This is a genomic window from Streptomyces sp. NPDC060366 (assembly GCF_042725135.1).
In the GTDB taxonomy this organism is placed as follows: domain Bacteria; phylum Actinomycetota; class Actinomycetes; order Streptomycetales; family Streptomycetaceae; genus Streptomyces.
This window is the reverse complement of record NZ_JBHXDC010000002.1, coordinates 701,562-721,680: the sequence shown is the minus strand read 5'-3', so window position 1 is coordinate 721,680 and position 20,119 is coordinate 701,562. Positions and strand designations below refer to the sequence as shown.

Annotated in this window: 19 protein-coding genes; 7 read left to right on the top strand and 12 right to left on the bottom strand. The window is 71.7% G+C overall.

From position 1 onward, the window contains the following. The first annotated feature begins 104 nt into the window (after positions 1-104). Entirely contained in the window at positions 105-929 is an 825-nt protein-coding gene (locus ACFWHU_RS07900; RefSeq protein ID WP_387224345.1) for an EI24 domain-containing protein, read from the top strand. A 137-nt stretch (positions 930-1,066) separates the two neighbouring features. Here the strand turns inward: ACFWHU_RS07900 and ACFWHU_RS07895 are convergent, their stop codons facing one another. Together ACFWHU_RS07895 and ACFWHU_RS07890 are read right to left on the bottom strand one after the other, a co-directional pair. Then, positions 1,067-2,380, bottom strand: coding sequence for a pyroglutamyl peptidase (locus ACFWHU_RS07895; protein ID WP_387224478.1), 1,314 nt, complete (start codon positions 2,378-2,380; stop codon positions 1,067-1,069). 100 nt (positions 2,381-2,480) lie between these two features. Continuing rightward, positions 2,481-3,065 (bottom strand): TetR/AcrR family transcriptional regulator, encoded by a 585-nt coding sequence (locus ACFWHU_RS07890; protein WP_147872926.1) that lies wholly within the window; start codon positions 3,063-3,065, stop codon positions 2,481-2,483. 157 nt (positions 3,066-3,222) lie between these two features. Between ACFWHU_RS07890 and ACFWHU_RS07885 the strand changes: the two genes are divergently transcribed. Next, entirely contained in the window at positions 3,223-5,706 is a 2,484-nt protein-coding gene (locus tag ACFWHU_RS07885) for a beta-glucosidase (RefSeq protein WP_387224344.1), read from the top strand. Positions 5,707-5,758: 52 nt separating this feature from the next. Here the strand turns inward: ACFWHU_RS07885 and ACFWHU_RS07880 are convergent, their stop codons facing one another. Then, positions 5,759-6,736 carry an aldose epimerase family protein gene (locus tag ACFWHU_RS07880; RefSeq protein WP_387224477.1) on the bottom strand — a complete coding sequence of 326 codons (978 nt, stop codon included), beginning with the start codon at positions 6,734-6,736 and terminating at the stop codon, positions 5,759-5,761. Positions 6,737-6,771: 35 nt separating this feature from the next. Then, positions 6,772-7,719, bottom strand: coding sequence for an SGNH/GDSL hydrolase family protein (locus ACFWHU_RS07875; RefSeq protein WP_387224343.1), 948 nt, complete (start codon positions 7,717-7,719; stop codon positions 6,772-6,774). A gap of 273 nt (positions 7,720-7,992) precedes the next feature. Between ACFWHU_RS07875 and ACFWHU_RS07870 the strand changes: the two genes are divergently transcribed. After that, entirely contained in the window at positions 7,993-8,487 is a 495-nt protein-coding gene (locus tag ACFWHU_RS07870; protein ID WP_385794928.1) for a DUF3145 domain-containing protein, read from the top strand. A gap of 55 nt (positions 8,488-8,542) precedes the next feature. Continuing rightward, the gene (locus ACFWHU_RS07865) at positions 8,543-9,418 is read left to right on the top strand and encodes an NAD(P)-dependent oxidoreductase (protein ID WP_387224342.1); all 876 of its coding nucleotides are present in this window, start codon (positions 8,543-8,545) and stop codon (positions 9,416-9,418) included. A gap of 78 nt (positions 9,419-9,496) precedes the next feature. Here the strand turns inward: ACFWHU_RS07865 and fabF are convergent, their stop codons facing one another. The 5 genes from fabF to ACFWHU_RS07840 all read right to left on the bottom strand — a co-directional run bounded on the left by fabF (position 9,497) and on the right by ACFWHU_RS07840 (position 14,377). After that, a complete protein-coding gene (fabF, locus tag ACFWHU_RS07860) occupies positions 9,497-10,759 on the bottom strand; it encodes a beta-ketoacyl-ACP synthase II (RefSeq protein ID WP_385792822.1) in 1,263 nt (420 codons plus the stop codon). Positions 10,760-10,838: 79 nt separating this feature from the next. Continuing rightward, positions 10,839-11,087 (bottom strand): acyl carrier protein, encoded by a 249-nt coding sequence (locus ACFWHU_RS07855; RefSeq protein ID WP_078077492.1) that lies wholly within the window; start codon positions 11,085-11,087, stop codon positions 10,839-10,841. A 72-nt stretch (positions 11,088-11,159) separates the two neighbouring features. Further along, positions 11,160-12,161: a ketoacyl-ACP synthase III gene (locus ACFWHU_RS07850; protein WP_387224341.1), complete on the bottom strand. Its 1,002-nt coding sequence runs from the start codon at positions 12,159-12,161 to the stop codon at positions 11,160-11,162. A gap of 15 nt (positions 12,162-12,176) precedes the next feature. Beyond that, positions 12,177-13,106 (bottom strand): ACP S-malonyltransferase, encoded by a 930-nt coding sequence (locus ACFWHU_RS07845; protein ID WP_385793095.1) that lies wholly within the window; start codon positions 13,104-13,106, stop codon positions 12,177-12,179. 89 nt (positions 13,107-13,195) lie between these two features. After that, the gene (locus ACFWHU_RS07840; RefSeq protein WP_385792825.1) at positions 13,196-14,377 is read right to left on the bottom strand and encodes a PucR family transcriptional regulator; all 1,182 of its coding nucleotides are present in this window, start codon (positions 14,375-14,377) and stop codon (positions 13,196-13,198) included. Positions 14,378-14,434: 57 nt separating this feature from the next. Between ACFWHU_RS07840 and ACFWHU_RS07835 the strand changes: the two genes are divergently transcribed. Further along, positions 14,435-15,109 carry a pirin family protein gene (locus ACFWHU_RS07835; protein WP_387224338.1) on the top strand — a complete coding sequence of 225 codons (675 nt, stop codon included), beginning with the start codon at positions 14,435-14,437 and terminating at the stop codon, positions 15,107-15,109. 85 nt (positions 15,110-15,194) lie between these two features. Here ACFWHU_RS07835 and ACFWHU_RS07830 read toward each other — a convergent pair whose 3' ends face one another. Continuing rightward, positions 15,195-16,016 carry a serine hydrolase domain-containing protein gene (locus ACFWHU_RS07830; protein ID WP_387224336.1) on the bottom strand — a complete coding sequence of 274 codons (822 nt, stop codon included), beginning with the start codon at positions 16,014-16,016 and terminating at the stop codon, positions 15,195-15,197. A gap of 113 nt (positions 16,017-16,129) precedes the next feature. Here ACFWHU_RS07830 and ACFWHU_RS07825 point away from each other — a divergent pair, with 113 nt between their 5' ends. Together ACFWHU_RS07825 and ACFWHU_RS07820 are read left to right on the top strand one after the other, a co-directional pair. After that, positions 16,130-16,597 carry a MerR family transcriptional regulator gene (locus tag ACFWHU_RS07825; RefSeq protein WP_147872917.1) on the top strand — a complete coding sequence of 156 codons (468 nt, stop codon included), beginning with the start codon at positions 16,130-16,132 and terminating at the stop codon, positions 16,595-16,597. After that, positions 16,594-17,616, top strand: coding sequence for an aldo/keto reductase (locus ACFWHU_RS07820; RefSeq protein ID WP_385792829.1), 1,023 nt, complete (start codon positions 16,594-16,596; stop codon positions 17,614-17,616). Before ACFWHU_RS07825 ends, ACFWHU_RS07820 begins: the two co-directional genes overlap by 4 nt. Positions 17,617-17,636: 20 nt before the next feature. On the opposite strand, the gene ACFWHU_RS07815 is transcribed toward ACFWHU_RS07820, so the two are convergent. After that, a complete protein-coding gene (locus ACFWHU_RS07815) occupies positions 17,637-18,830 on the bottom strand; it encodes an acyltransferase (protein WP_387224334.1) in 1,194 nt (397 codons plus the stop codon). Beyond that, positions 18,827-19,867, bottom strand: a complete 1,041-nt coding sequence (locus ACFWHU_RS07810) for an alpha/beta hydrolase (RefSeq protein WP_387224332.1) — start codon at positions 19,865-19,867, stop codon at positions 18,827-18,829. The genes ACFWHU_RS07815 and ACFWHU_RS07810 overlap by 4 nt, the downstream gene beginning before the upstream one ends. Positions 19,868-20,119: the final 252 nt, after the last annotated feature.

Genomic DNA, 20,119 nt, shown 5'->3' with positions numbered 1-20,119 from the left:
CAACAACAAGGGGTGTCCGGACTCTCGTCCGTCCCACGCGCACCATGGAACCGGCCGGGAACCACCCCGAAACAGCCGCGGAACAACCCCGATAGGGTGACCGTATGCGTGATCTCGGTGTGGGCTTCGGCTACTTGGTGAAAGGCCAGCGCTGGGTCGGCGCGCACGGCAGATGGCTAGGCTTCGGGCTGCTGCCCGGCCTGGTGACCCTCGTCCTCTACGCGGCGGCGCTCGTCGGCCTCTTCTACGGCGCCGACGATCTGACGGCCTGGGCGACGCCCTTCGCCGACGACTGGTCCTCGCCGTGGCAGGGGCTGTTCCGCGGCTTCCTCACCGTGCTGCTCGTCGCGCTCGTGCTGTTCCTCGCCGTGATCGCGTTCACGGCCGTGACGCTGCTGGTCGGGCAGCCCTTCTACGAATCGCTCTCCGAGGCGGTGGACCGCTCGGAGGGCGGGCACGTGCCCGAGTCGGGACTGCCGCTCTGGCGCGAGCTGTGGGTCTCCGCGCGCGACAGCCTGCGGGTCCTGGGGCGGGTGGTGCTGTACGGCGTCCTGCTCTTCGCCCTCGGGTTCGTCCCCGTCGTCGGACAGACCGTCGTGCCGGTGCTCGGCTTCTGCGTGTCCGGCTTCTTCCTCGCGGAGGAGCTCAACGCGGTCGCGATGCAGCGGCGCGGCATCGAACTGAAGGAACGTCTCGCGCTGTTGCGGGGCCGCCGGCTGCTCACGCTGGGCTTCGGGGTCCCGCTGACGCTCGCGTTCCTGGTGCCGTTCGTCGCGGTGTTCCTGATGCCGGGCGCGGTGGCGGGAGCGACGCTGATGGCCCGCGACCTGACGGGCGAGAGCGCGGGTGCGGGTGCGGGTGCCGGTCAGGCCGGTTCGCCCGTGCAGGGGGACGCGGTTCCGGCGCCCGACGCCCCACGCGAGTGGTGAACGGGGTCGTTGTCCGAGTTGCGCCGACTCGTGGCCACCGCTTGTCCTCAATCGCCGGACGGGCTCAAAAAAGCCCGTCCGGCGATTGAGGACGACCCCGGCCTACCGGGCGGGGCCCGGTGAGCCGAGTCGCCCCGCTACGACCCCTCCGCCGCCACCCGCACGATCGTCCGCAGCTGCTCCGTGATGTCCAGCCTGTTCTGGACGAAGACCGGATCCGTCACCGTCCCCGTCGCCGGGTCGGTGTTGCCCGGGCCGAACTGTAGGACCGGCGTGTGCACATGGCCGCCAGGGATGTCCAGCCCGAGCCGGTCGCGCAGCAGCGTCGCCCGGTAGGCGATCTCGTTCGACAGGTAGTCCCCGCCGCCACCCGCGCGGGCCGCCGAGCCGGGTGTCGGCCCCTCGGGCCGTACGACGGGAGCCGTGCCGCCCGCCGGGATCTCGGTGACCGACGTGTTGTCGTACACCGGGAAGCGCCCCGTGTCGGCGGCCACGATGTCCGCGTAGGGGAGGGTCGTCCGCGTCCACTGCGGCTGCGTGGCCGGGTCCTTCACCGGTACGAGCCCGGTCTCGGACACGTTCTCGTTGTCGCCGAAGCCGCCGCGCCACGCGCCGTTGTACCGTTCGACATCGATGCGCCCCACCCGTCCCTGACTGACCGTCACGAACAGATCCGCGCGCGGCAGCGCACGGCGCAGCGCGCGTTCGACCGTGCCGTCGGCGAAGTCCCCCCAGCGGACCGGGAACACGGCCGTCTCGACGCGCGCCGGTCCGTCCGCCGTACGGATCACCGTGCCGTCCAGCGCGAGCGCGACCGCCCCGGACGGGTTGCTGATGCGGATGTCCCTGTCCAGGGTGAACGGGTCGAAGCCGGTCACCACGATCCGCTTGACGCCCTTCGCCCTGTCGCGCTCCCGCTCCCCGGCCCGGTCACCGCCGCCGAAGGCCAGCGAGTCCTGGCCGCGCGACGCGCTCTCCAGCCGCTCCAGCAGCCGTACGCCCGCCGCCTCGGAGAGCCCCGACTCGGCGTGCCAGGCGCGCAGTTCACGGGTCATGGCCAGCCGCGCCCAGTACAGCGGCCGGTCGTCGTCCCGGCTCAGCTCACCGCCCGCCGGGCCCCGCCCCTGCGCGCGGTCCACGGCGCGCTGCCACAGCCGTTCGCCGTGCCGTACGGCGGCGCGCTCCGCCTGCGCGTACGAACCGGCGCCGCGCAGTGATGTCGCGAACGCCGGAGCGACCCCGTCGAAGCCGCTGTCGGCGAGTATCCGCCGCGGTACGTCCCTGTCGAGCCGCCCTTCCTCGACGGTGACCGCCGGGGCGGCGTCCGACGCCGGCCGGGCGGCGACGGCGCCGGTGGCCGCGGCATGCGGGGGAGGCGCCACCGCGACGAGCGCGGCCGACGCGAGCAGGACGAGGCCGAGCCGGCCGGCTGTGTTGCCTGTGGTGCGCACGAGTCTCACGGGAGTCCTTCCTTCGGGTGGCGGAAGTATCACCTCCGCACCCCGCCGATGGCTACGGCGCCCCGGCCCCCGAAGATCCGCCGGACACCCCCTACCGCTCCGGCCCCTCCGCCCCGCCCCGCAGCAGCGTCACGAACGCCCGGAACGCCGCCGGCATGTCCACCGACTCCGGTGCCAGCAGCCACTGGTACTGGAGCCCGTCCATCACGGCCACCAGCAGCGGCGCCGTCTGCTCGGGCGTGAGCCCGCTCGGCAGCCGGTCGCCGAACTCGTCGCGCAGGACGCCCGCCATGTTGCCGCGCACCTGGACGTACCGCCGGGTGAAGAACTCCCCGGCCGGGTGACCCTCCGTCACACTCTCACCGAGCAGCGCCGAGAAGGTCTGCACGATGCCGGGCCGCATCGCGTTGTAGTCGACCATCGACGTCAGCAGCTCCAGCCGCCAGCCGTCCGCGCCCCGGCTGCCGCCTCCGGTGTCCCACTGGTCGCGCTCGTCCATGACGGCGAGGAGCAGCGCCTCCTTCGTGGGGAAGTAGTGGAGCAGTCCCTGCTGGGTGAGGCCCACCCGCTCGGCCACCGCGCCCAACGTCGTCCCGCGGTAGCCGCGTTCGGCGATCACCTCGATGGTGGCGCGCAGAATCTCCGCCCGCCGTTCCACGCCTCTGGGCCTCGCCATCCAACCGGGTCCTCTCGCCTCGTACCTGTCCGCTCACCGACCGTTGTCCGGACCGTACACGAGTAACAAACCGATAACGAAGCCTACCCACCTACAGAATGCGGGGTCACCATGTAACCGTCCGCACGACGCAGGGCACTGACGAGGAGGTACCGCCGTGACCGGCGCACCCATCACCCGGGCCGACCAAGCACGCGAAGCGGCCGTCGAAGCGGCGCTCGGCAAGCTGGAACTGGACGACAAGGCGCGGCTGCTGGCAGGGCAGGACAACTGGTCGCTGCCCGCGCTCCCGGAGATCGGCCTGGCCTCGCTCGTCATGTCCGACGGCCCGATCGGCGTCAGGGGCGTGCGCTGGACCGCCGACGACCCGTCGGTCGCCCTCCCCTCGCCCACCGCGCTCGCCGCCACCTGGGACCCCGAACTGGCCCGCAGAGCAGGCCGGTTGCTGGCACAGGAGGCCCGCCGCAAGGGCGTGCACGTCCTCCTCGCGCCGACCGTCAATCTGCACCGGTCCCCGCTCGGCGGACGGCACTTCGAGGCGTACAGCGAAGACCCCTACCTCACCGGCGAGATCGGCACCGGCTACGTCCTCGGCGTCCAGGACGGCGGCGTCGGCACCACCGTCAAGCACTTCGTCGCCAACGACGCCGAGACCGACCGTTTCACCGTCGACAACATCGTCGCCCCGCGCCCGCTGCGCGAGCTCTACCTCGCCCCGTTCGAGGCCATCGTCAAGAACGCCCACCCCTGGGGCATCATGGCCGCGTACAACCGGGTCAACGGCTACTCGATGACCGAGCACCGCTATCTCCAGAACGAAGTCCTGCGCGGCGAATGGGGATTCGACGGCTACATCGTCTCCGACTGGCTCGCCGCCCGTTCCACCACCGGCGCCCTCCTCGGCGGCCTCGACGTCGCGATGCCCGGCCCCAAGACCGTGTACGGCCAGGCGCTCGCCGCCGCCGTCCGGGCCGGCGAGGTCGATGAATCCCTCGTCGACGACGCCGTACGCAACGTGCTGAGGCTCGCCGCCCGCGTCGGCGTCCTCGACAACGCCCCCGCCGTCGTCGCGGAGTCCGCGCTCCCCGCACCCGTCGACGGCGACGCGCTGGCCCGCGAGGTCGCGCGCCGCTCCTTCGTCCTCGTACGCAACGAGATACGCGACGGCCACCCCGCCCTGCCCCTCGACCCGGCCAGGACCCGCACGGTGGCACTCAGCGGCGCCGCCGCCCGCGACGCCCGGATCCTCGGCGGCGGTTCGGCCACCGTCTTCCCGCCGCACGTCGTCGCGCCGCTCGACGGCCTCACCGCCGCCCTGCCCGAAGGCGCCCTCAGATACAGCGTCGGCGCCGACCCCAGCGACCAACTCGGCGTCGCCGCGAAGGGATTCGAGCTGCGCGCCGTCTGCCGCGCCGCCGACGGACAGGAACTGGGCACCACCGACATCCCCTCCGGCATGGTCCAGTGGGTCGGCGCCGACCTGCCCGACGGCGTTCGGTACGACGAACTGCACACCGTCGAGTTCACCGGCACCTTCACCCCGCGCGAGAGCGGCGACCACACCTTCGGCACCCGCGGCATCGGCCCCCTCGTCCTCACCGTCGGCGGCGAGAAGGTCTGGGAGGGCGAGGAGAGCCTCGGCGACAGCTCCGACCCGTTCAACGCGTTCTTCGGCGAGCGCCTGGAACGCGCCCAAGTCACCCTCGTCGAGGGCGAGTCCGTCGATGTCTCGCTGCGCCTCACCGTGCCCAGGCTGCCCGGCGCCCCGATGGACGCGGTCGCTTTCTCGCTGCTCCACCTCGGCCCGCGACGCGACCCCGAGGACCTGATCGCCGAGGCCGTCGAGGCGGCGAGGGCCGCGGACACCGCCGTCGTCGTGGTCGCCACCACCACGGCCGTCGAGTCCGAGGGCTTCGACCGTACGAGTCTGGAACTGCCCGGCCATCAGAACGCGCTCGTCGCGGCCGTCGCCGCCGTCAACCCGAACACGGTCGTGGTCGTCAACACCGGCTCACCGGTCGAACTGCCGTGGCGCGACGACGTGGCAGCCGTGCTGCTCAGCTGGTTCCCCGGGCAGGAGGGCGGCGCCGCGCTCGCCGATGTCCTCACCGGCGCCGAGGAGCCCGGCGGCCGGCTCACCACCACCTGGCCGGTCGCCCTGGCCGACGTCCCCGTCACGGACACCACCCCGGCCGACGGTGAACTGCGCTACACCGAGGGCGTGTTCATCGGCTACCGCGCCTGGGAGCGCGCGGGCACCACCCCCGCGTACCCCTTCGGCCACGGGCTCGGCTACACCGACTGGGAGTACGAGACCCTTCGGGCCACCACCGAGAGCGCCACCGTACGGCTGCGCAACACCGGTGCGCGGCCCGGCCGCGAGACCGTCCAGATCTACCTCGCCCCCGCGCCCGGCGCCGCACCGGAGACCCCCGAGCGCCCGGTGCGCTGGCTGGCCGGCTTCGCCTCCGTCGAGGCGGGCCCCGGCGAGAGCGTCGAGGTGAACGTCCCCATCAGGGCACGGGCGTTCGAGATCTGGGACGAGCGCGAGAACGCCTGGGCGGCGGTCCCTGGCACGTACGAGATCCAGGCGGGCCGCTCACTCACGGACCACAGGCTGAGCGCCACGGTCGAGCGGTAGTCCCTCCGCCGGACGGGCTCGTCCTGAGCCCGTCCGGCGATCGAGGACACGCCTACAGCAGCCCGAACCCGTACGTCGTCGCCGACGTGAACTCCTCGCCCGGCCGCAGCACCGTGCTCGGGAAATCCGGCCGGTTCGGCGAGTCCGGGAAGTGCTGGGTCTCCAGCGCGATCCCCTCGCCCGGCCCGAACGGCCCCGCGTCGAAGTGGTCACCGGTGTACAACTGCATGCCCGGTTCGGTGGTCGTCACCGTCAACACCCGCCCCGACGCCGGGTCGTACAGCTCCGCCGCCACCGAACCCCCCTGGTCCAGCACGAAGTTGTGGTCGTAGCCCGACCCCACCTTGCGCGGCTCACGGAAGTCGAAACGCGTCCCGTCGACCGGCGCGGGAGGGCCCGTCGGCACCGAGTCACCGTCCAGCGGCGTGATGTGACCCGCCGCGATCCGCAGCACGTGCCCGGCCGCGCTCCCACCGCCCGCGCCGCCCAGATTCCAGTACGTGTGATTCGTCAGGTTCAGCACCGTCGGCGCGTCCGTCACCGCCCGGTAGCCGATCCGCAGCGCTCCCGCCGCGTCCAGCGCGTACGTCGCCGAGACCTCCACCCGGCCCGGAAACCCCTCCTCGCCGTCCGGGCTCACCAGCGACAGCCGCACGCCATGGCCGTCCGCCGCAGGCTCCGCGTCCCACACACGCTTGTCGAAGCCGCGCTCACCGCCGTGCAGACAGTTGGGCCCGTTGTTGCGCGGCAGCCGGTACGTCCGCCCGTCGAGCGTGAACGTACCGCCCGCGATCCGGTTCGCGTAGCGGCCTATCAGCGCGCCGAAGTACGGCGCGGGGCAGTCGGCGTACCCCTCGACGTCGTCGAAGCCCAGCACCACGTTCGCGGGCGCCCCTTCGCGGTCCGGCACCTCCACGGACTGGAGGATCCCGCCGTACGTCAACACCTTCACCCGCACACCGGCCCGCTCCAGGGTCCAGCGGTGCACCGCAGTGCCGTCGGGCGCCGAACCGGCGGGCTCGGGCGTCATCTCGTTCACCGTCGACTCGTCCACGGTCGCCGACCCTACGCCGGGGGCTTCGCCGCGACCACGTTGCGGTAGGCGATGTCAGCCAGCTTCCCCTGGCCGTTCTTGCTCGGATGGAACCAGTCCCACGTGCTCAACTGCTCACCGGTGAACCGGAAGTCGAAGACCGCCCCGCCGTCGTAACGGCAGCGCAGATCCTTCGCGCACACATCTTTGAGCACCTTGTTGTACGCCACCACCCGCGCCTGCACCGTCGACCGCCGCTGCTGGGCCTCGGCTCCCATGTCCTGCGATTCGCCCAGCATCGACGCGCAGATCCCCAGCTTCCAGATCTGCCGGCCCAGCGGATTGTCCCGGCCCTCGGACCAGAGCCGCTTCAGATCGGGCACGCTCGCCACGTACACATGTGTCTTGGGGGAGTCGGCGCGCAGCCGGCGCATCGACTCCTCGAACGACGTCCGGAACTCGCCCACCGGCGTCATCAGATCCGCCTCGTCCTTGCACGCGTCGTTGGCGCCCATCATGACCGTCACCAGATCCGGCTCGTGGCCCGCCGCCTTCCCCATCTGCGCGGGCAGCGCCGCGACGGACGCGCCCGAGCGCGCGTAGTTCCAGCTGCGGTCGACGGCGCCCGGCTTGCCGAGCAGCCGCAACGCGAGACTGCGCACCCCGTCGTCCGTGCCCGTCGCCCAGGACACCTCGGGGCAGTCGCTCAGCACCCCGCACGCGTCGAAACCACGCGTGATCGAGTCGCCGACGGCGGCGATCGAGGCGGGACTGCGGTCCCAGATCGGCTTGGGCGGCGACTGGCTCGCCTTCGTCTTCGTCCAGTCCGGATCGGCGCCGTCCGACGACGAGCAGCCCGCGAGGGCGGCCGCGGCGACCAGCAGCCCGGCACAGGACGCGGCGACGGTCGCGTACGGAGCGCGGCGGCGGGCGGGGCGTCCACCGAGGCGTCGCGCGCGTCCCTGAGGGCTCTCCTGCATCGTCCGAACCCTCCGCGTGGGCGTCGTCATGCGTACGGCGGCGTCCTGGCGAGTGAAAGCTTCGCGTATATCGCGCCTGGGACCGACAGTACGGCACCCCCGTGGCCCCCGCGCAAGGTAGCTTTTCAGGCGTCGAACCAGAGTCAACAACGCGCTCCGGCTCCGGTACGTTACATCCCGTCACATGCTGTCCGTTTTGCGGGTTTTCAATCCCGATGATGTTTACTGAGGCCGCTGGGCAATGGCGATCCTCGTCCCACACTGGAGGTCCCGGTGACCACACGTGGTGTTCTGTACGTGCACTCCGCGCCGCGCGCGATGTGCCCCCACGTCGAATGGGCGGTGGCGGGCGTCCTCGGCCTGCGCGTCCAGCTCGACTGGATCAGGCAGCCCGCCTCACCAGGCACCTGGCGGTCCGAGTTCTCCTGGCGGGGCGAGGCGGGCACCGCCTCCAAACTCGCCTCCGCGCTGCGCGGCTGGCAGATGCTCCGCTTCGAGGTGACCGCCGAACCCAGCCCCACGGCCGAGGGCCAGCGCTACAGCGCAACCCCCGAACTCGGCATCTTCCACGCCGTCACCGGCATGCACGGCGACATCCTGGTCCCCGAGGACCGGCTGCGCGCCGCCCTCGCCCGGTCGCTGACCGGCGAGACCCAGCTGGAGGCCGAGGTCGCCAAGCTGCTCGGCAAGCCGTGGGACGACGAACTGGAGCCCTTCCGGTACGCGGGCGAGGGCGCCCCCGTGCGCTGGCTGCACCAGGTCGTCTGAGCCGGACCGTACGTCCTTCGGGGCGGACCGCGCGGCCGCGTTCTACCGTGGGCGCATGGCTGATCAACTCGAAGTGGCAGTTCTCGGCGCGGGCATCATGGGCGCCGCGATGGCCCGCAATCTCTGCCGGACCGGGCACTCGGTCCGGGTCTGGAACCGTACGCGCGCGAAGGCGGAGCCGCTGGCGGCCGACGGGGCGCGCGTCGCCGACAGCCCGGCGGACGCCGTACGCGGCGCGGACGTCGTCCTCACGATGCTGTACGACGGCCCCGCCGCACTGGAGGCGATGACGGCGGCGGCCCCGGGGCTGCGGCCCGGCACCGTCTGGCTCCAGACGACGACGGCCGGCCTGGAGGGGCTCACCCCGCTCGCGGAACTGGCAGACGCGCACGGACTGGTCTTCTTCGACTCGCCCGTACTGGGCACCAGGGGCCCCGCCGAGCAAGGGAAACTCACCGTCCTGGCCGCCGGGCCCGAGGCCGCGCGCGACACCGTCACATCCGTTCTGGAGGCCGTCGGCGACCGCACGCTGTGGGTGGGCGAGGACGGGGCGTCCGGTGCGGCGACGAGGCTCAAACTCGTCTGCAACAGCTGGGTCCTGACGCTCACTCACGGAACGGCCGAGGCACTGGCCCTGGCGAAGGGGTTCGGCGTCGACCCGCGGGGCTTCCTGGACGCCGTGGCGGGCGGCGGCCTCGACTGCGGCTATCTCCGCGTCAAGTCGTCGGCGATCCTCGACGACGACTACACCCCGAGCTTCGCCCTCACCACGGCCGCCAAGGACGCCCGTCTGATCGTGTCGGCGGGCGAGGCGGAAGGTGTCCGGCTGGACGTCGCCGAGGCGGGCGCGAACCGTTTCGCCCGCGCGGAGGCGATGGGGCACGGGGCGCGGGACATGGCGGCGACGTACTTCGCGAGCTTCGACACCTGATCCGGCGCCGCCGGCAGGGGTGTCCTCAATCGCCGGACGGGCTCTTTACGAGCCCGTCCGGCGATTGAGGACGAACCGTCAGACCGAACGGAACGCCAGCACCACGTTGTGGCCGCCGAAGCCGAACGAGTTGTTGATCGCCGAGATCGTGCCCTCGGGCAGCGCCCGCGGCTCACCGCGCACGATGTCCGCGTCGACCTCCTCGTCCAGGTCGTCGATGTTGATCGTCGGCGGGGCCAGCCGCTTGTACAGCGCCAGCACCGTCGCCACGGTCTCGATACCGCCGGCGCCGCCCAGCAGATGGCCGGTCATCGACTTCGTACCGGAGACCGCGACATGGTCGAGTTCATCGCCCAGGACCCGGCGCAGCGCCTTGATCTCCGCGATGTCGCCCTGCGGCGTGGAGGTGGCGTGCGCGTTCAGGTGCACGACCTCCGACGGCTTCATGCCGGTGTTGTCGAGCAGGTTCTGCATCGCCGCCGCGACACCGCGGCCGGTCGGCTCCGGCTGGGCGATGTGGTGGCTGTCGGCGGACAGGCCCTGGCCCAGCACCTCGCAGTAGACCCGCGCGCCACGCGCCGCCGCGTGCTCGGCGGACTCCAGGATCACGACACCCGCGCCCTCACCGAGGACGAAGCCGTCACGGGCCTTGTCGTACGGGCGGGACGCCTTCTCGGGCGCGTCGTTGTTCTTCGACATCGCCATCATGTTGGCGAACGCGGCGACCGGCAGCGGATGGATCGCCGCCTCCGTACCGCCCGCCACCACGACATCGGCGCGGCCGGTGCGGATCATCTCCACGGCGTAGCCGATGGCCTCGGCGCCCGACGCGCAGGCGGACACCGGAGTGTGCACGCCCGCCTGGGCGTTCACCTCCAGGCCGACGTTGGCGGACGGGCCGTTCGGCATGAGCATCGGCACGGTGTGCGGGGAGACGCGGCGTACGCCCTTCTCCTTCAGCACGTCGTACTGGTCGAGCAGGGTGGTCACGCCGCCGATACCGGAGGCGATGACCGTGCCGAGACGTTCGGGGGCGATGGACTCGTCCTCGCCAGCCTTGGCCTTGTAGCCCGCGTCGGCCCACGCCTCACGGGCCGCGATCAGCGCGAACTGCGCCGAGCGGTCCAGCTTGCGGGCGAGCGGGCGGGGCAGCACGTCGGCCGGATCGACCGCGGCGAGCGCGGCGATCCGGACCGGCAGATCGGCGAACCGCTCACTTTCGAGGGGCTTGACGCCGGAGCGGCCGGCGAGCAGGCCCTCCCAGGTCGATGCGCTGTCGCCACCCAGCGGTGTGGTTGCGCCGATACCGGTGACGACCACGGTGCGATTGGTCGGGCTCACTGGAATTCTTTCTCCACGTGTAGAGGGTGCGGAATTTCTACGGCACCACCACCGGGTGGCGTCAGCCGCGCGACCTGGATCAGGCCTGGTGCTTCGCGATGTAGTCGGCGGCGTCGCCGACGGTCTTCAGGTTCTTGACGTCGTCGTCCGGGATCTTCACGTCGAAGCGCTCCTCGGCGGCGACGACGACCTCGACCATGGACAGCGAGTCGACGTCCAGGTCGTCGGTGAAGGACTTGTCCAGCTGGACGTCCTCGACCGGGATGCCGGCGATCTCGTTCACGATCTCCGCGAGACCGGTGACGATCTCTTCCTGAGTGGCGGCCATGTGGGCGCTCCTTCGATATTCAGCGTGAGCAGAGGGATTTGTACGAGCACGGTCCGGAAAGTTCCGGTGTGCCTAGGGGAGGGTAACGACCGTCGCGGCGTACACGAGACCCGCCCCGAAGCCGATGACGAGCGCGGTGTCACCGCTCTTCGCCTGACCGGTCGCCAGAAGCCGCTCCATCGCGAGCGGGATCGAGGCGGCCGAGGTGTTGCCGGTGGTTTCCACGTCACGGGCGACCGTGACGTGCTCCGGCAGCTTCAGAGTCTTCACCATCGAGTCGATGATCCGCATATTGGCCTGGTGCGGAATGAAGACGTCCAGGTCCGCCGAGGTGATCCCGGCCGCGTCGAGGGCCTGTTGGGCGATCTTCGCCATCTCGAAGACGGCCCAGCGGAAGACCGCCTGGCCCTCCTGCGTGAGGGCGGGGAACCTTTCGACCGTTCCCTTGCGGTAGTCGTCCCACGGCACGGTCTGCATGATCGTGTTGGACTTGTCGCCCTCGGAACCCCAGACCGTCGGACCGATCTGCGGCTCATCGCACGGGCCGACGACGACCGCGCCCGCGCCGTCGCCGAACAGGAAGGCCGTGGCGCGGTCTTCGAGGTCGGTGAGGTCCGACAGCCGCTCCACACCGATGACCAGTACGTACTGCGCCGAGCCCTCGACGACCATGCCCTTGGCGAGCGTCAGCCCGTAGCCGAAGCCCGCGCAGCCCGCCGAGATGTCGAACGCGGCGGGCTTGCCCGCCCCGATCCGGTCGGCGATCTCCGTCGCGACGGCCGGCGTCTGCTTGAAGTGCGAGACGGTCGACACGATCACGCCGCCGATCTGCTCGGGCGTGATCCCGGCGTCGGCGATGGCCTTGCCGGACGCCTCGATCGACATCATCGCCACGGTCTCCTCGTCGGAGGCCCAGTGGCGGGTCGCGATACCGGAGCGGGAGCGGATCCACTCGTCGGACGAGTCGATCGTCTCCAGGATCACCTCGTTGGGCACCACGCGCGTCGGACGGTAGCCGCCGACACCCATGATGCGGGCGTACGGCGCGCCCTGGCTGGGCCTGATCTTCGCCATGCTCTCTCGGGCTCCTTAAGAAGCGTGCTCTGCGACGATCTCGCGAGCCGCGTCGAGGTCGGCGGGGGTCTTCAGCGCGAGGGTCCGCACCCCGGGCAGGGCGCGCTTGGCGATGCCGGTCAGCGTGCCGCCGGGGCACAGCTCGATCAGCGCGCTCACACCCTGCTCCTTGAACGTCTCCATGCACAGGTCCCAGCGGACCGGGTTCGCGACCTGGCCGACCAGACGCGCGACGACCTCGGCCCCCGTGGTCACAGTCTGCCCGTCCTTGTTGGAGACGTACGGCAGGGCCGGGTCTGACACGTCAAGCTTTTCGGCCGCTTCCGCGAGCTTCGCAACCGCCGGAGCCATGTGCTCGGTGTGGAAGGCGCCCGCGACCTTGAGGGCCACCACGCGGCGTACGCCCTCGGGCTTGTCGGCCTCCAGCGCCGCGATCTGCTCCAGCGTGCCGGCGGCCACGATCTGGCCCGCGCCGTTCACGTTCGCCGGCGTCAGACCGAGCTTCTCCAGATGCGGCAGGGTCACGTCCGGGTCGCCGCCGAGCAGCGCCGCCATACCGGTCGGCGTGATGCCCGCCGCCTCGGCCATGGCCAGACCGCGCGTACGGACGAAGCCCAGCGCGGCCTCCTCGCCCAGCACACCCGCGTACACGGCGGCGGTGATCTCGCCGACGCTGTGCCCCGCGACCGCACCCGCGCCCGCGCCGTCGCCGAGCAGCCCGCGCACGGCCTCGGCCGACAGCAGCCCGGCCGCGACCAGCAGTGGCTGGGCCACCGCGGTGTCGCGGATCTCGTCCGCGTCGGCCTTCGTGCCGTAGTGGACCAGATCGAGGTCGATGACGTCCGACCACGCCCGGAGCCGGTCTTCGGCGCCGGGGAGGTCGAGCCAGGGAGTCAGGAAGCCGGGCGTCTGAGCGCCTTGGCCGGGAGCGACGAGTACGAGCACCCTCACACTCTCTCCTGCGGACGGCCTCCGACGCCCGTGGGGACAGGGACGAAGAACCGTCGGGGGAATTGTTGATGTCCCACAAAAAGCTATGAGGACGAATCTCCGTCGGCCAGCCGCCCCAAGATCAACGCGATCCGCAGAGTGAAAGCGGAACGGACGTCGGACGGTGACCAGCCGGTGACGTCCGTCACACGTCGAAGCCGGTAGCGCACGGTGTTGGGGTGTACGAACAGCATCCGGGCGGCGCCTTCGAGACTGCTCGCCTGCTCCAGATACACACTCAGAGTCTCCAGCAGCGCCGAGCCCGCTTCTTCGAGCGGTCTGTAGATCTCCTCCACCAACTGCTCACGCGCGGCAGGATCCGACGCGATCGCGCGCTCCGGCAGGAGATCGTCCGACAGTACGGGACGCGGCGCGTCCTGCCAGGCCGAACACGCCTTCAGTCCGGCCGCAGCCGCCTGCGCCGACCTCGTGGCCGCCAGCAGGTCGGGCACCACCGGACCCGCCACCACCGGACCCGCCGCGTACGGTCCGATCAGCGCCTTCGCGACCTGGAGCGGATTGTCACTGCCACCCGCGATGACGACCAGCCGGTCACCGAGCACCCCCGTGAGGACCTGGAGCTTGGCGTGCCGCGCGGCCCGGCGGATCGCCTCCACCGTCAGCTCGCTGTCCCCGTCGGGCGCCGTGCCCAGCAGCACACACACATGCTCGGGCGAGTTCCAGCCCAGCGCCGAGGCCCGTGACACCGCGCCCTCGTCGGCCTCGCCGGACAGCACCGCGTTCACCACCAGCGACTCCAGCCGCGCGTCCCACGCGCCGCGCGCCTCGGCGGCCTGCGCGTACACCTGCGCGGTGGCGAAGGCGATCTCCCGCGCGTACACGAGCAGCGCCTCGCGCAGCACCGACACATCACCGGGCGCCGCGACCTCCTCGATCGCCGACTCCATCACCTCGATGGTGGTGCGCACCATCTCGACGGTCTGGCGCAGCGTGATGGCCCGCGTCAACTCCCGCGGAGCCGTACCGAACACATCGGTGGAGATGGCCTGCGGGGTCTCCGGATGCCGGAACCACTCGGTGAAGGCAGCGATCCCCGCCTGGGCCACCAGACCGATCCAGGAACGGTTCTCCGGCGGCATCGCCCGGTACCACGGCAGCTTCTCGTCCATGCGGGCGATCGCGTTCGCGGCCAGCCGGCCGGCCGACTTCTCCAGTCGGCGCAGGGTCGCGGGATGCGGATGGGCTTCGTTCGCGGGTTCAGGCACGGGACAAGACTGCCTTATCCGGACGGCCACGTGCCGGGGCGGGTCTACCGTGGGGACGTGATTTCCGTCCGGTACGCCGACGACCGCTATCCCGGCGGGGACCCGTCCACCGGGATCGAGTCCCTCCACGCCTTCTCCTTCGGGCAGTTCTACGAGCCCGACAACCTCCGGTTCGGCGCGGTGATCGCCTGCAACGAGGAACGCCTCGCGCCCGGCGCGGGCTTCGACGAACACCCGCACAGCCACACCGAGATCGTCACCTGGGTCGTCGAGGGAGAACTCACCCACCGCGATTCCGCCGGGAACGCCACGGTGGTACGGCCCGGCGACGTCCAGCGGCTCGGCGCGGGCGGCGGCGTACGGCACGTGGAGCGCAACGACGGCGAGCGCCCGCTGGTCTTCGTCCAGATGTGGCTCGCCCCGCTCGCGCCCGGCGGCGACCCCCGCTACGAGATCGTGCGCGGCATCGCCGACTCCACGCCGTACGCGCTGCCCGAGGCCGGCGCGATGCTGCACGTACGCCGGCTCCAGGAGGGCGAACGGGCGGCGGTGCCCGACGCGGCGCGGGCGTATCTGCACGTGGTCCGTGGACTGGTGATCCTGGCGGGCGTGGAACTGGGCCCCGGCGACTCGGCGCGCATCACGGACTCCGACGGCCTCGAACTCACCGCGGAAACCCAGTCCGAGACGCTGATCTGGGAACTGGGACCCGAACGGCGGGACGGCGGCTAGCGCCCGCCCAACGGACCGCGAACGCAGCCCGTCCGGCGATTGAGGACAAGCATGGCGCCCAAGGGCCCGCCGCCCGGCGACCGCGCTAGAGCGCCGACCGCAGCTCCGCCAGTACCGCGTCCGTGAACGGCGGCCACGCCTCGACCGCCCAGGGACCGAAGTCCCGGTCGGTCAGGGCCACGCACGCCGCGCCCGCGTCCGGATCCACCCACAGGAACGTCCCCGACTGCCCGAAGTGGCCGAACGTACGCGGCGACGACGAACCGCCCGTCCAGTGCGGCGACTTGGAGTCCCTGATCTCGAAGCCCAGACCCCAGTCGTTGGGCTTCTGATGCCCGTAACCCGGCAGAATCCCCGCCAGCCCCGGATGAACCACCGTCATCGCCTCCAGCACCGTACGGGGGTCCAGCAGCCGCGGCGCCTGGAGTTCCGCGGCGAACGCGACGAGATCGTCCACCGTCGAGACACCGTCCCTGGCGGGCGAACCGTCCAGCGTCGTCGACGTCATGCCCAGCGGCTCCAGCACCGCCTGGCGCAGATACTCGCCGAACGGGATGTCCGTCACCTTCGCCACATGGTCCCCGAGCGCCTCGAAACCCGCGTTCGAGTACAGCCGCCGGGTGCCGGGCGGGGCCGTCACCCGGTGCTCGTCGTAGGCCAGACCACTGGTGTGCGACAGCAGATGCCGCACCGTCGAGCCCTCGGGCCCGGCCGGCTCGTCCAGCTCGACCGCACCCTCCTCGTACGCCACGAGCACCGCGTACGCGGCGAGCGGCTTGGTCACCGACGCCAGTGGAAAACGGCGCCCCGTCGGGCCGTACGATCCGCTCACCGTGCCGTCCGCCCGTACGACGGCCGCCGCGGCGGCCGGCACCGGCCAGTTCTCGATCATCGCCAGGCTCTGCATGGCCACGAGCGTAGACCGGGCACGCCCGGCGCCCGACCCCGGGAGCGCGACGCGCGAAAATCGTCACGGGTCACACTTGCTTCGAGTGCACTCCAAGGTCCTACGTTGAAGGCATGACGCTGATGGAGAGCACGCCCGTCCGGACGGAAACCGAGGACCTCTGCGTATCGGCCCCGCCCACGCACCCCCGCCCCGCCGGACGGGACCAGTACACGATCAGCGAAGTCGTCTCCTTCACCGGCCTCACCGCGCACACCCTGCGCTGGTACGAGCGCATCGGACTCATGCCGCACGTCGACCGGTCGCACACCGGACAGCGGCGCTTCTCCAACCAGGACCTCGACTGGCTCGCCTTCGTCGGCAAACTGCGTCTGACCGGGATGCCGGTCGCCGACATGGTCCGCTACGCCGAACTGGTCCGGGAGGGCGAGCACACCTTCGAACGGCGGCAGGAGCTGCTGGAGCAGACCCGGCGCGACGTGCGCACCCGGATCGCCGAACTCCACGACACCCTCGCCGTACTCGACTACAAGATCGACTACTACGCCGGTGCGCGCCCCGCCTCGGAAAGGGCCTCATGAACACCCCCAGCACGGAGAAGATCACCGCGGTGACGCTCGGCGCCGCCGGACCCACCGTCGGCGTCCAGGGCTTCGGCGCCATGGGCATCAGCGAGTTCTACGGCGACACCGACGACACCGCCTCCCGCGACACCCTCGAAGCGACCCTCGAAACCGGCGTCACCCTCATCGACACCGCCGACGCCTACGGACGCGGCGCCAACGAGACGTTCCTCGCGCCCTTCGTCGCCGCACACCGCGACGAGATCACCCTCGCCACCAAGTTCGGCATCGAACGCGGCGACGACCCGAAATACCGGGGCGTCCGCAACGACCCCGCCTACATCAGGCAGGCCGTCGAGGGCTCCCTGCGGCGCCTGGGTGTCGACGTCATCGACCTCTACTACATGCACCGGCACAGCCCCGCCGTACCGTTCGCCGAATCCGTCGGCGCGATGGCCGATCTCGTCGCCGAGGGCAAGGTCAAATACCTCGGCCTGAGCGAGGTCACCGGCGCGGAACTGCGCGAGGCGCACTCCGTGCACCCCATCACCGCTCTCCAGTCCGAGTGGTCGCTGTTCTCCCGCGACGTCGAAACGAGCGCCGTGGCCGCCGCCGCCGAACTCGGTGTCGCCCTCGTCCCGTACTCACCGCTCGGACGCGGCTTCCTGACCGGCTCGTTCACCCGGGCCGACAAGGAACTGAAGGGCGCCGACATCCGCCTCACCCAGCCCCGCTTCACCGGCGACAACGCGGGCCGCAACGCCGCCCTCCTCGAACCCGTCCGCACCATCGCCGCCGCGCACGACGCGACCCTCGGCCAGATCGCGCTCGCCTGGGTGCAGCAGCGGGCCCAGGAACACGGCCTGACCGTCGTACCGATCCCCGGCACCCGCAAGCGCTCGCGCCTGCTGGAGAACGCCGCCGCCACCCGCATCACCCTCACCCCCGAGGAGCTGGCGCTCCTGGAGCCGATCGCCGGGCAGGTCGCCGGCGACCGCTACCCGGACATGTCCGCGACGGCCGCCGCCCGCGAGTAACGCCCACGCCGCGCAGCGCCTCACGATGCCAGCGCGTACACCGCGAAGCCCGCCGCGAGCAGCCCCGCCGCTGCCCGGCGGGCACTCGCCGCCCGCGTCCCCGACCGCCACGGCGCCTCGAAAGCCCGCGCGTACCGGGCGATCAGCACCAGCAGCACCGCGAACAGCGGCATCCACAGCACCCGGCCGACAATCCAGCCGTACGAATCCGGCGCCGTCGTCAGCCCCGGTACCGCCCCCAGATACGAACCCGGCACCGCCGCCGCCAGCATCGCCGTCTGGTGCCAGCACAGGATCGTCATCGCGGACAGATTGATCACCACGACCGGCGCCCACAGCGCGGGCCTGCGCAGCACACCCGCGATCCGGTCCCGCAGCAGGATCGCCGCACCGCTCTGCGCGGCGGCCAGCGCGAGCACCAGCAGCGACGGCGGATGCGAATTGGTCCGCGCCTCACCGGGCACCCCGACCATCGACGCCGGGTAGTGGAAGACCAGCAGCAGTACGGCGAACAGCACCCCGCCACCCACGAGCAGCACCCGCGCGCCGCGCCGGCCGATCCTGCCCTCGCCCCACGAGACACCCAGCTGATACGCGAACAGCCAGCCCGGCAGGATGTTGACCACGCTCAGCCACGAAGGCATCGCCTCGCCGTACGGGCCGTACCGCAGCACGTCCACGACGGCCACCACCCCCAGCAACGGCGCCGCCGCCCACGCGCCCAGCCGCCCCGCCGCCCGCACGCAGTACGGCGTCAGCGCCGTCACCACGACGTACACCCCCACGAACCACAGCGGCTGCACCACCAGCGTCGAGCCCGTACGCAGCGTCGTCCCCGGCACACCGGCCGCGTACAGCACCGGAATCAGCACCGCCCACACCGCCGTCACACCGAGCACCGGCCGCCCCAGCCGGATGACGCGCTGCCGGAGCCACGCCGCCGTGGAACCCTTCCTGCGCCGGTAGGAGAGTACCGACGCGTAACCGCCGACCAGGAAGAAGATGCCCAGCATCTGGAGCACCCAGCTCACCGGCGCCACGAGGCCGAACGTGCTCAGGGGGCTCGCGTTGCGCAACGCGCCGTCGTCCAGGGTGAATCCGCCCAGCAGCCAGTGCCCGGTCGGCACCGCGAGCAGCGCCAGCGCGCGCAGACCGTCGATCGCGCGGTCACGCAACGCGGGCGTCCGCGCCTCGATCCTCTCGGCGAGTCTCATCGCACGTCACCACCCGTGGCGATCGAGGCGAACGCACGCAGCGAGTCCGTGCCCGGGGCGAAGTAGCCCGTATGCCCGTGCGCGGTCCGCGCGGGGACACGGCGCGCTCCGAAGCTCTCCGCCGCCGGGTCCGCGCCGTGGCCCAGGCCCAGGAACTCCACGTTCGGCACCTTGGAGATCCAGTCCGAGGGGTCCTTCGCCGCCCACACCCGGGCATCCGTGCCGAGCGCGTCCGCGCTGGCGGCGCGCATGCCGGGGGAGCCGAGGACCACGATGTCCGACGCGTTCGCCTCCGCGGCGGCGAGCCCGCACACCACGGAGCCGTAGCTGTGACAGAACAGCGCGGGCGTCCTCACACCGGCGGCGGCCAGCCCCTCGGTGAACCGGGTCAGTCGCTCCGCGCCCACCTCGGCGAGCCCACCGGTCGCGGCGTCCAGTCCGACGCCGACGGGCGTCGTGTAACCGGCCCACGCCACCACGGCGGTACGGCCTTCGGTCGCCGTCCGCAGCGACGTGGCCATCCCGGCGGGGGTGCCGTACGCGTCGCCCGGCCGGTCGTACGTCCCCGCGTCGATGTCCGAACCCGGCACCACGACGGCGACATGACGGGACGTCAGCAGGTTCCCGTACACCTCGGCGACGGTGCCGCGCCCCCGCGGATCGAAGGCGATGATCTGTCGGCCGGGCGCCGCGAGGCGGGTGTAGCGGGGGTCCTTCGTGAGCGCGAGCCTGTTGGCGCGGTAGCGGAGTTCGACGGGGGCGCCGTCGAGGTTCCCGACGACCGAGGGGTGCCGCTCGGCCAGGTCCCGCTGCCGCGCGGGGCTCAACGTGCGGAAGAACGAGGCGACTTGGGCGGGGGGCGCGGTCTCCGGGTCGGGCAGCGCGCGTCCGAGCGAACCGTCGTGCCGCCAGGCGGCGCTGCCGGGCGGCGGCCCGTCGACCGCCCGCTGCCCACTCCCGGCGGCCCATCCGGCGGTGCCGGACACCAGGGTGGCCATCAGCGCGATGGCGACCAAGGTCCTTCTGTAGCGGCGCATCTCGCGTCTCCCTCGTCGTGGCCACGGGGTGTGGCGGGAGGAAGGTAGGAAGACGAGGGGTGGTGCGACGTCACACCGGGGTGCCAAGTCGGGGGTGCGACCTGGGTAGGGGGTGGGGTGGGTTCGGTCGCGGTCGTGGTCGGGGTGAGGGGTCTCCGGACGGGTATGTCCGGACGGCGTGATTTACGGCGCGTGCAGGGCTCGTTGGACCCGCTGACCCACCTTGTTCACGCGCCACAAATCAGCCCAAGT

What these genes read in the sequence shown, in the direction of transcription:
- ACFWHU_RS07875 (WP_387224343.1), bottom strand. Translation starts at nt 7,719, where the DNA reads ATGCAGGAGAGCCCTCAGGGACGCGCGCGACGCCTCGGTGGACGCCCC.
- ACFWHU_RS07900 (WP_387224345.1), top strand. Translation starts at nt 105, where the DNA reads ATGCGTGATCTCGGTGTGGGCTTCGGCTACTTGGTGAAAGGCCAGCGC.
- ACFWHU_RS07865 (WP_387224342.1), top strand. Translation starts at nt 8,543, where the DNA reads ATGGCTGATCAACTCGAAGTGGCAGTTCTCGGCGCGGGCATCATGGGC.
- ACFWHU_RS07850 (WP_387224341.1), bottom strand. Translation starts at nt 12,161, where the DNA reads ATGGCGAAGATCAGGCCCAGCCAGGGCGCGCCGTACGCCCGCATCATG.
- ACFWHU_RS07825 (WP_147872917.1), top strand. Translation starts at nt 16,130, where the DNA reads ATGACGCTGATGGAGAGCACGCCCGTCCGGACGGAAACCGAGGACCTC.
- ACFWHU_RS07880 (WP_387224477.1), bottom strand. Translation starts at nt 6,736, where the DNA reads ATGACGCCCGAGCCCGCCGGTTCGGCGCCCGACGGCACTGCGGTGCAC.
- ACFWHU_RS07815 (WP_387224334.1), bottom strand. Translation starts at nt 18,830, where the DNA reads ATGAGACTCGCCGAGAGGATCGAGGCGCGGACGCCCGCGTTGCGTGAC.
- ACFWHU_RS07810 (WP_387224332.1), bottom strand. Translation starts at nt 19,867, where the DNA reads ATGCGCCGCTACAGAAGGACCTTGGTCGCCATCGCGCTGATGGCCACC.
- ACFWHU_RS07890 (WP_147872926.1), bottom strand. Translation starts at nt 3,065, where the DNA reads ATGGCGAGGCCCAGAGGCGTGGAACGGCGGGCGGAGATTCTGCGCGCC.
- ACFWHU_RS07855 (WP_078077492.1), bottom strand. Translation starts at nt 11,087, where the DNA reads ATGGCCGCCACTCAGGAAGAGATCGTCACCGGTCTCGCGGAGATCGTG.
- ACFWHU_RS07820 (WP_385792829.1), top strand. Translation starts at nt 16,594, where the DNA reads ATGAACACCCCCAGCACGGAGAAGATCACCGCGGTGACGCTCGGCGCC.
- ACFWHU_RS07830 (WP_387224336.1), bottom strand. Translation starts at nt 16,016, where the DNA reads ATGCAGAGCCTGGCGATGATCGAGAACTGGCCGGTGCCGGCCGCCGCG.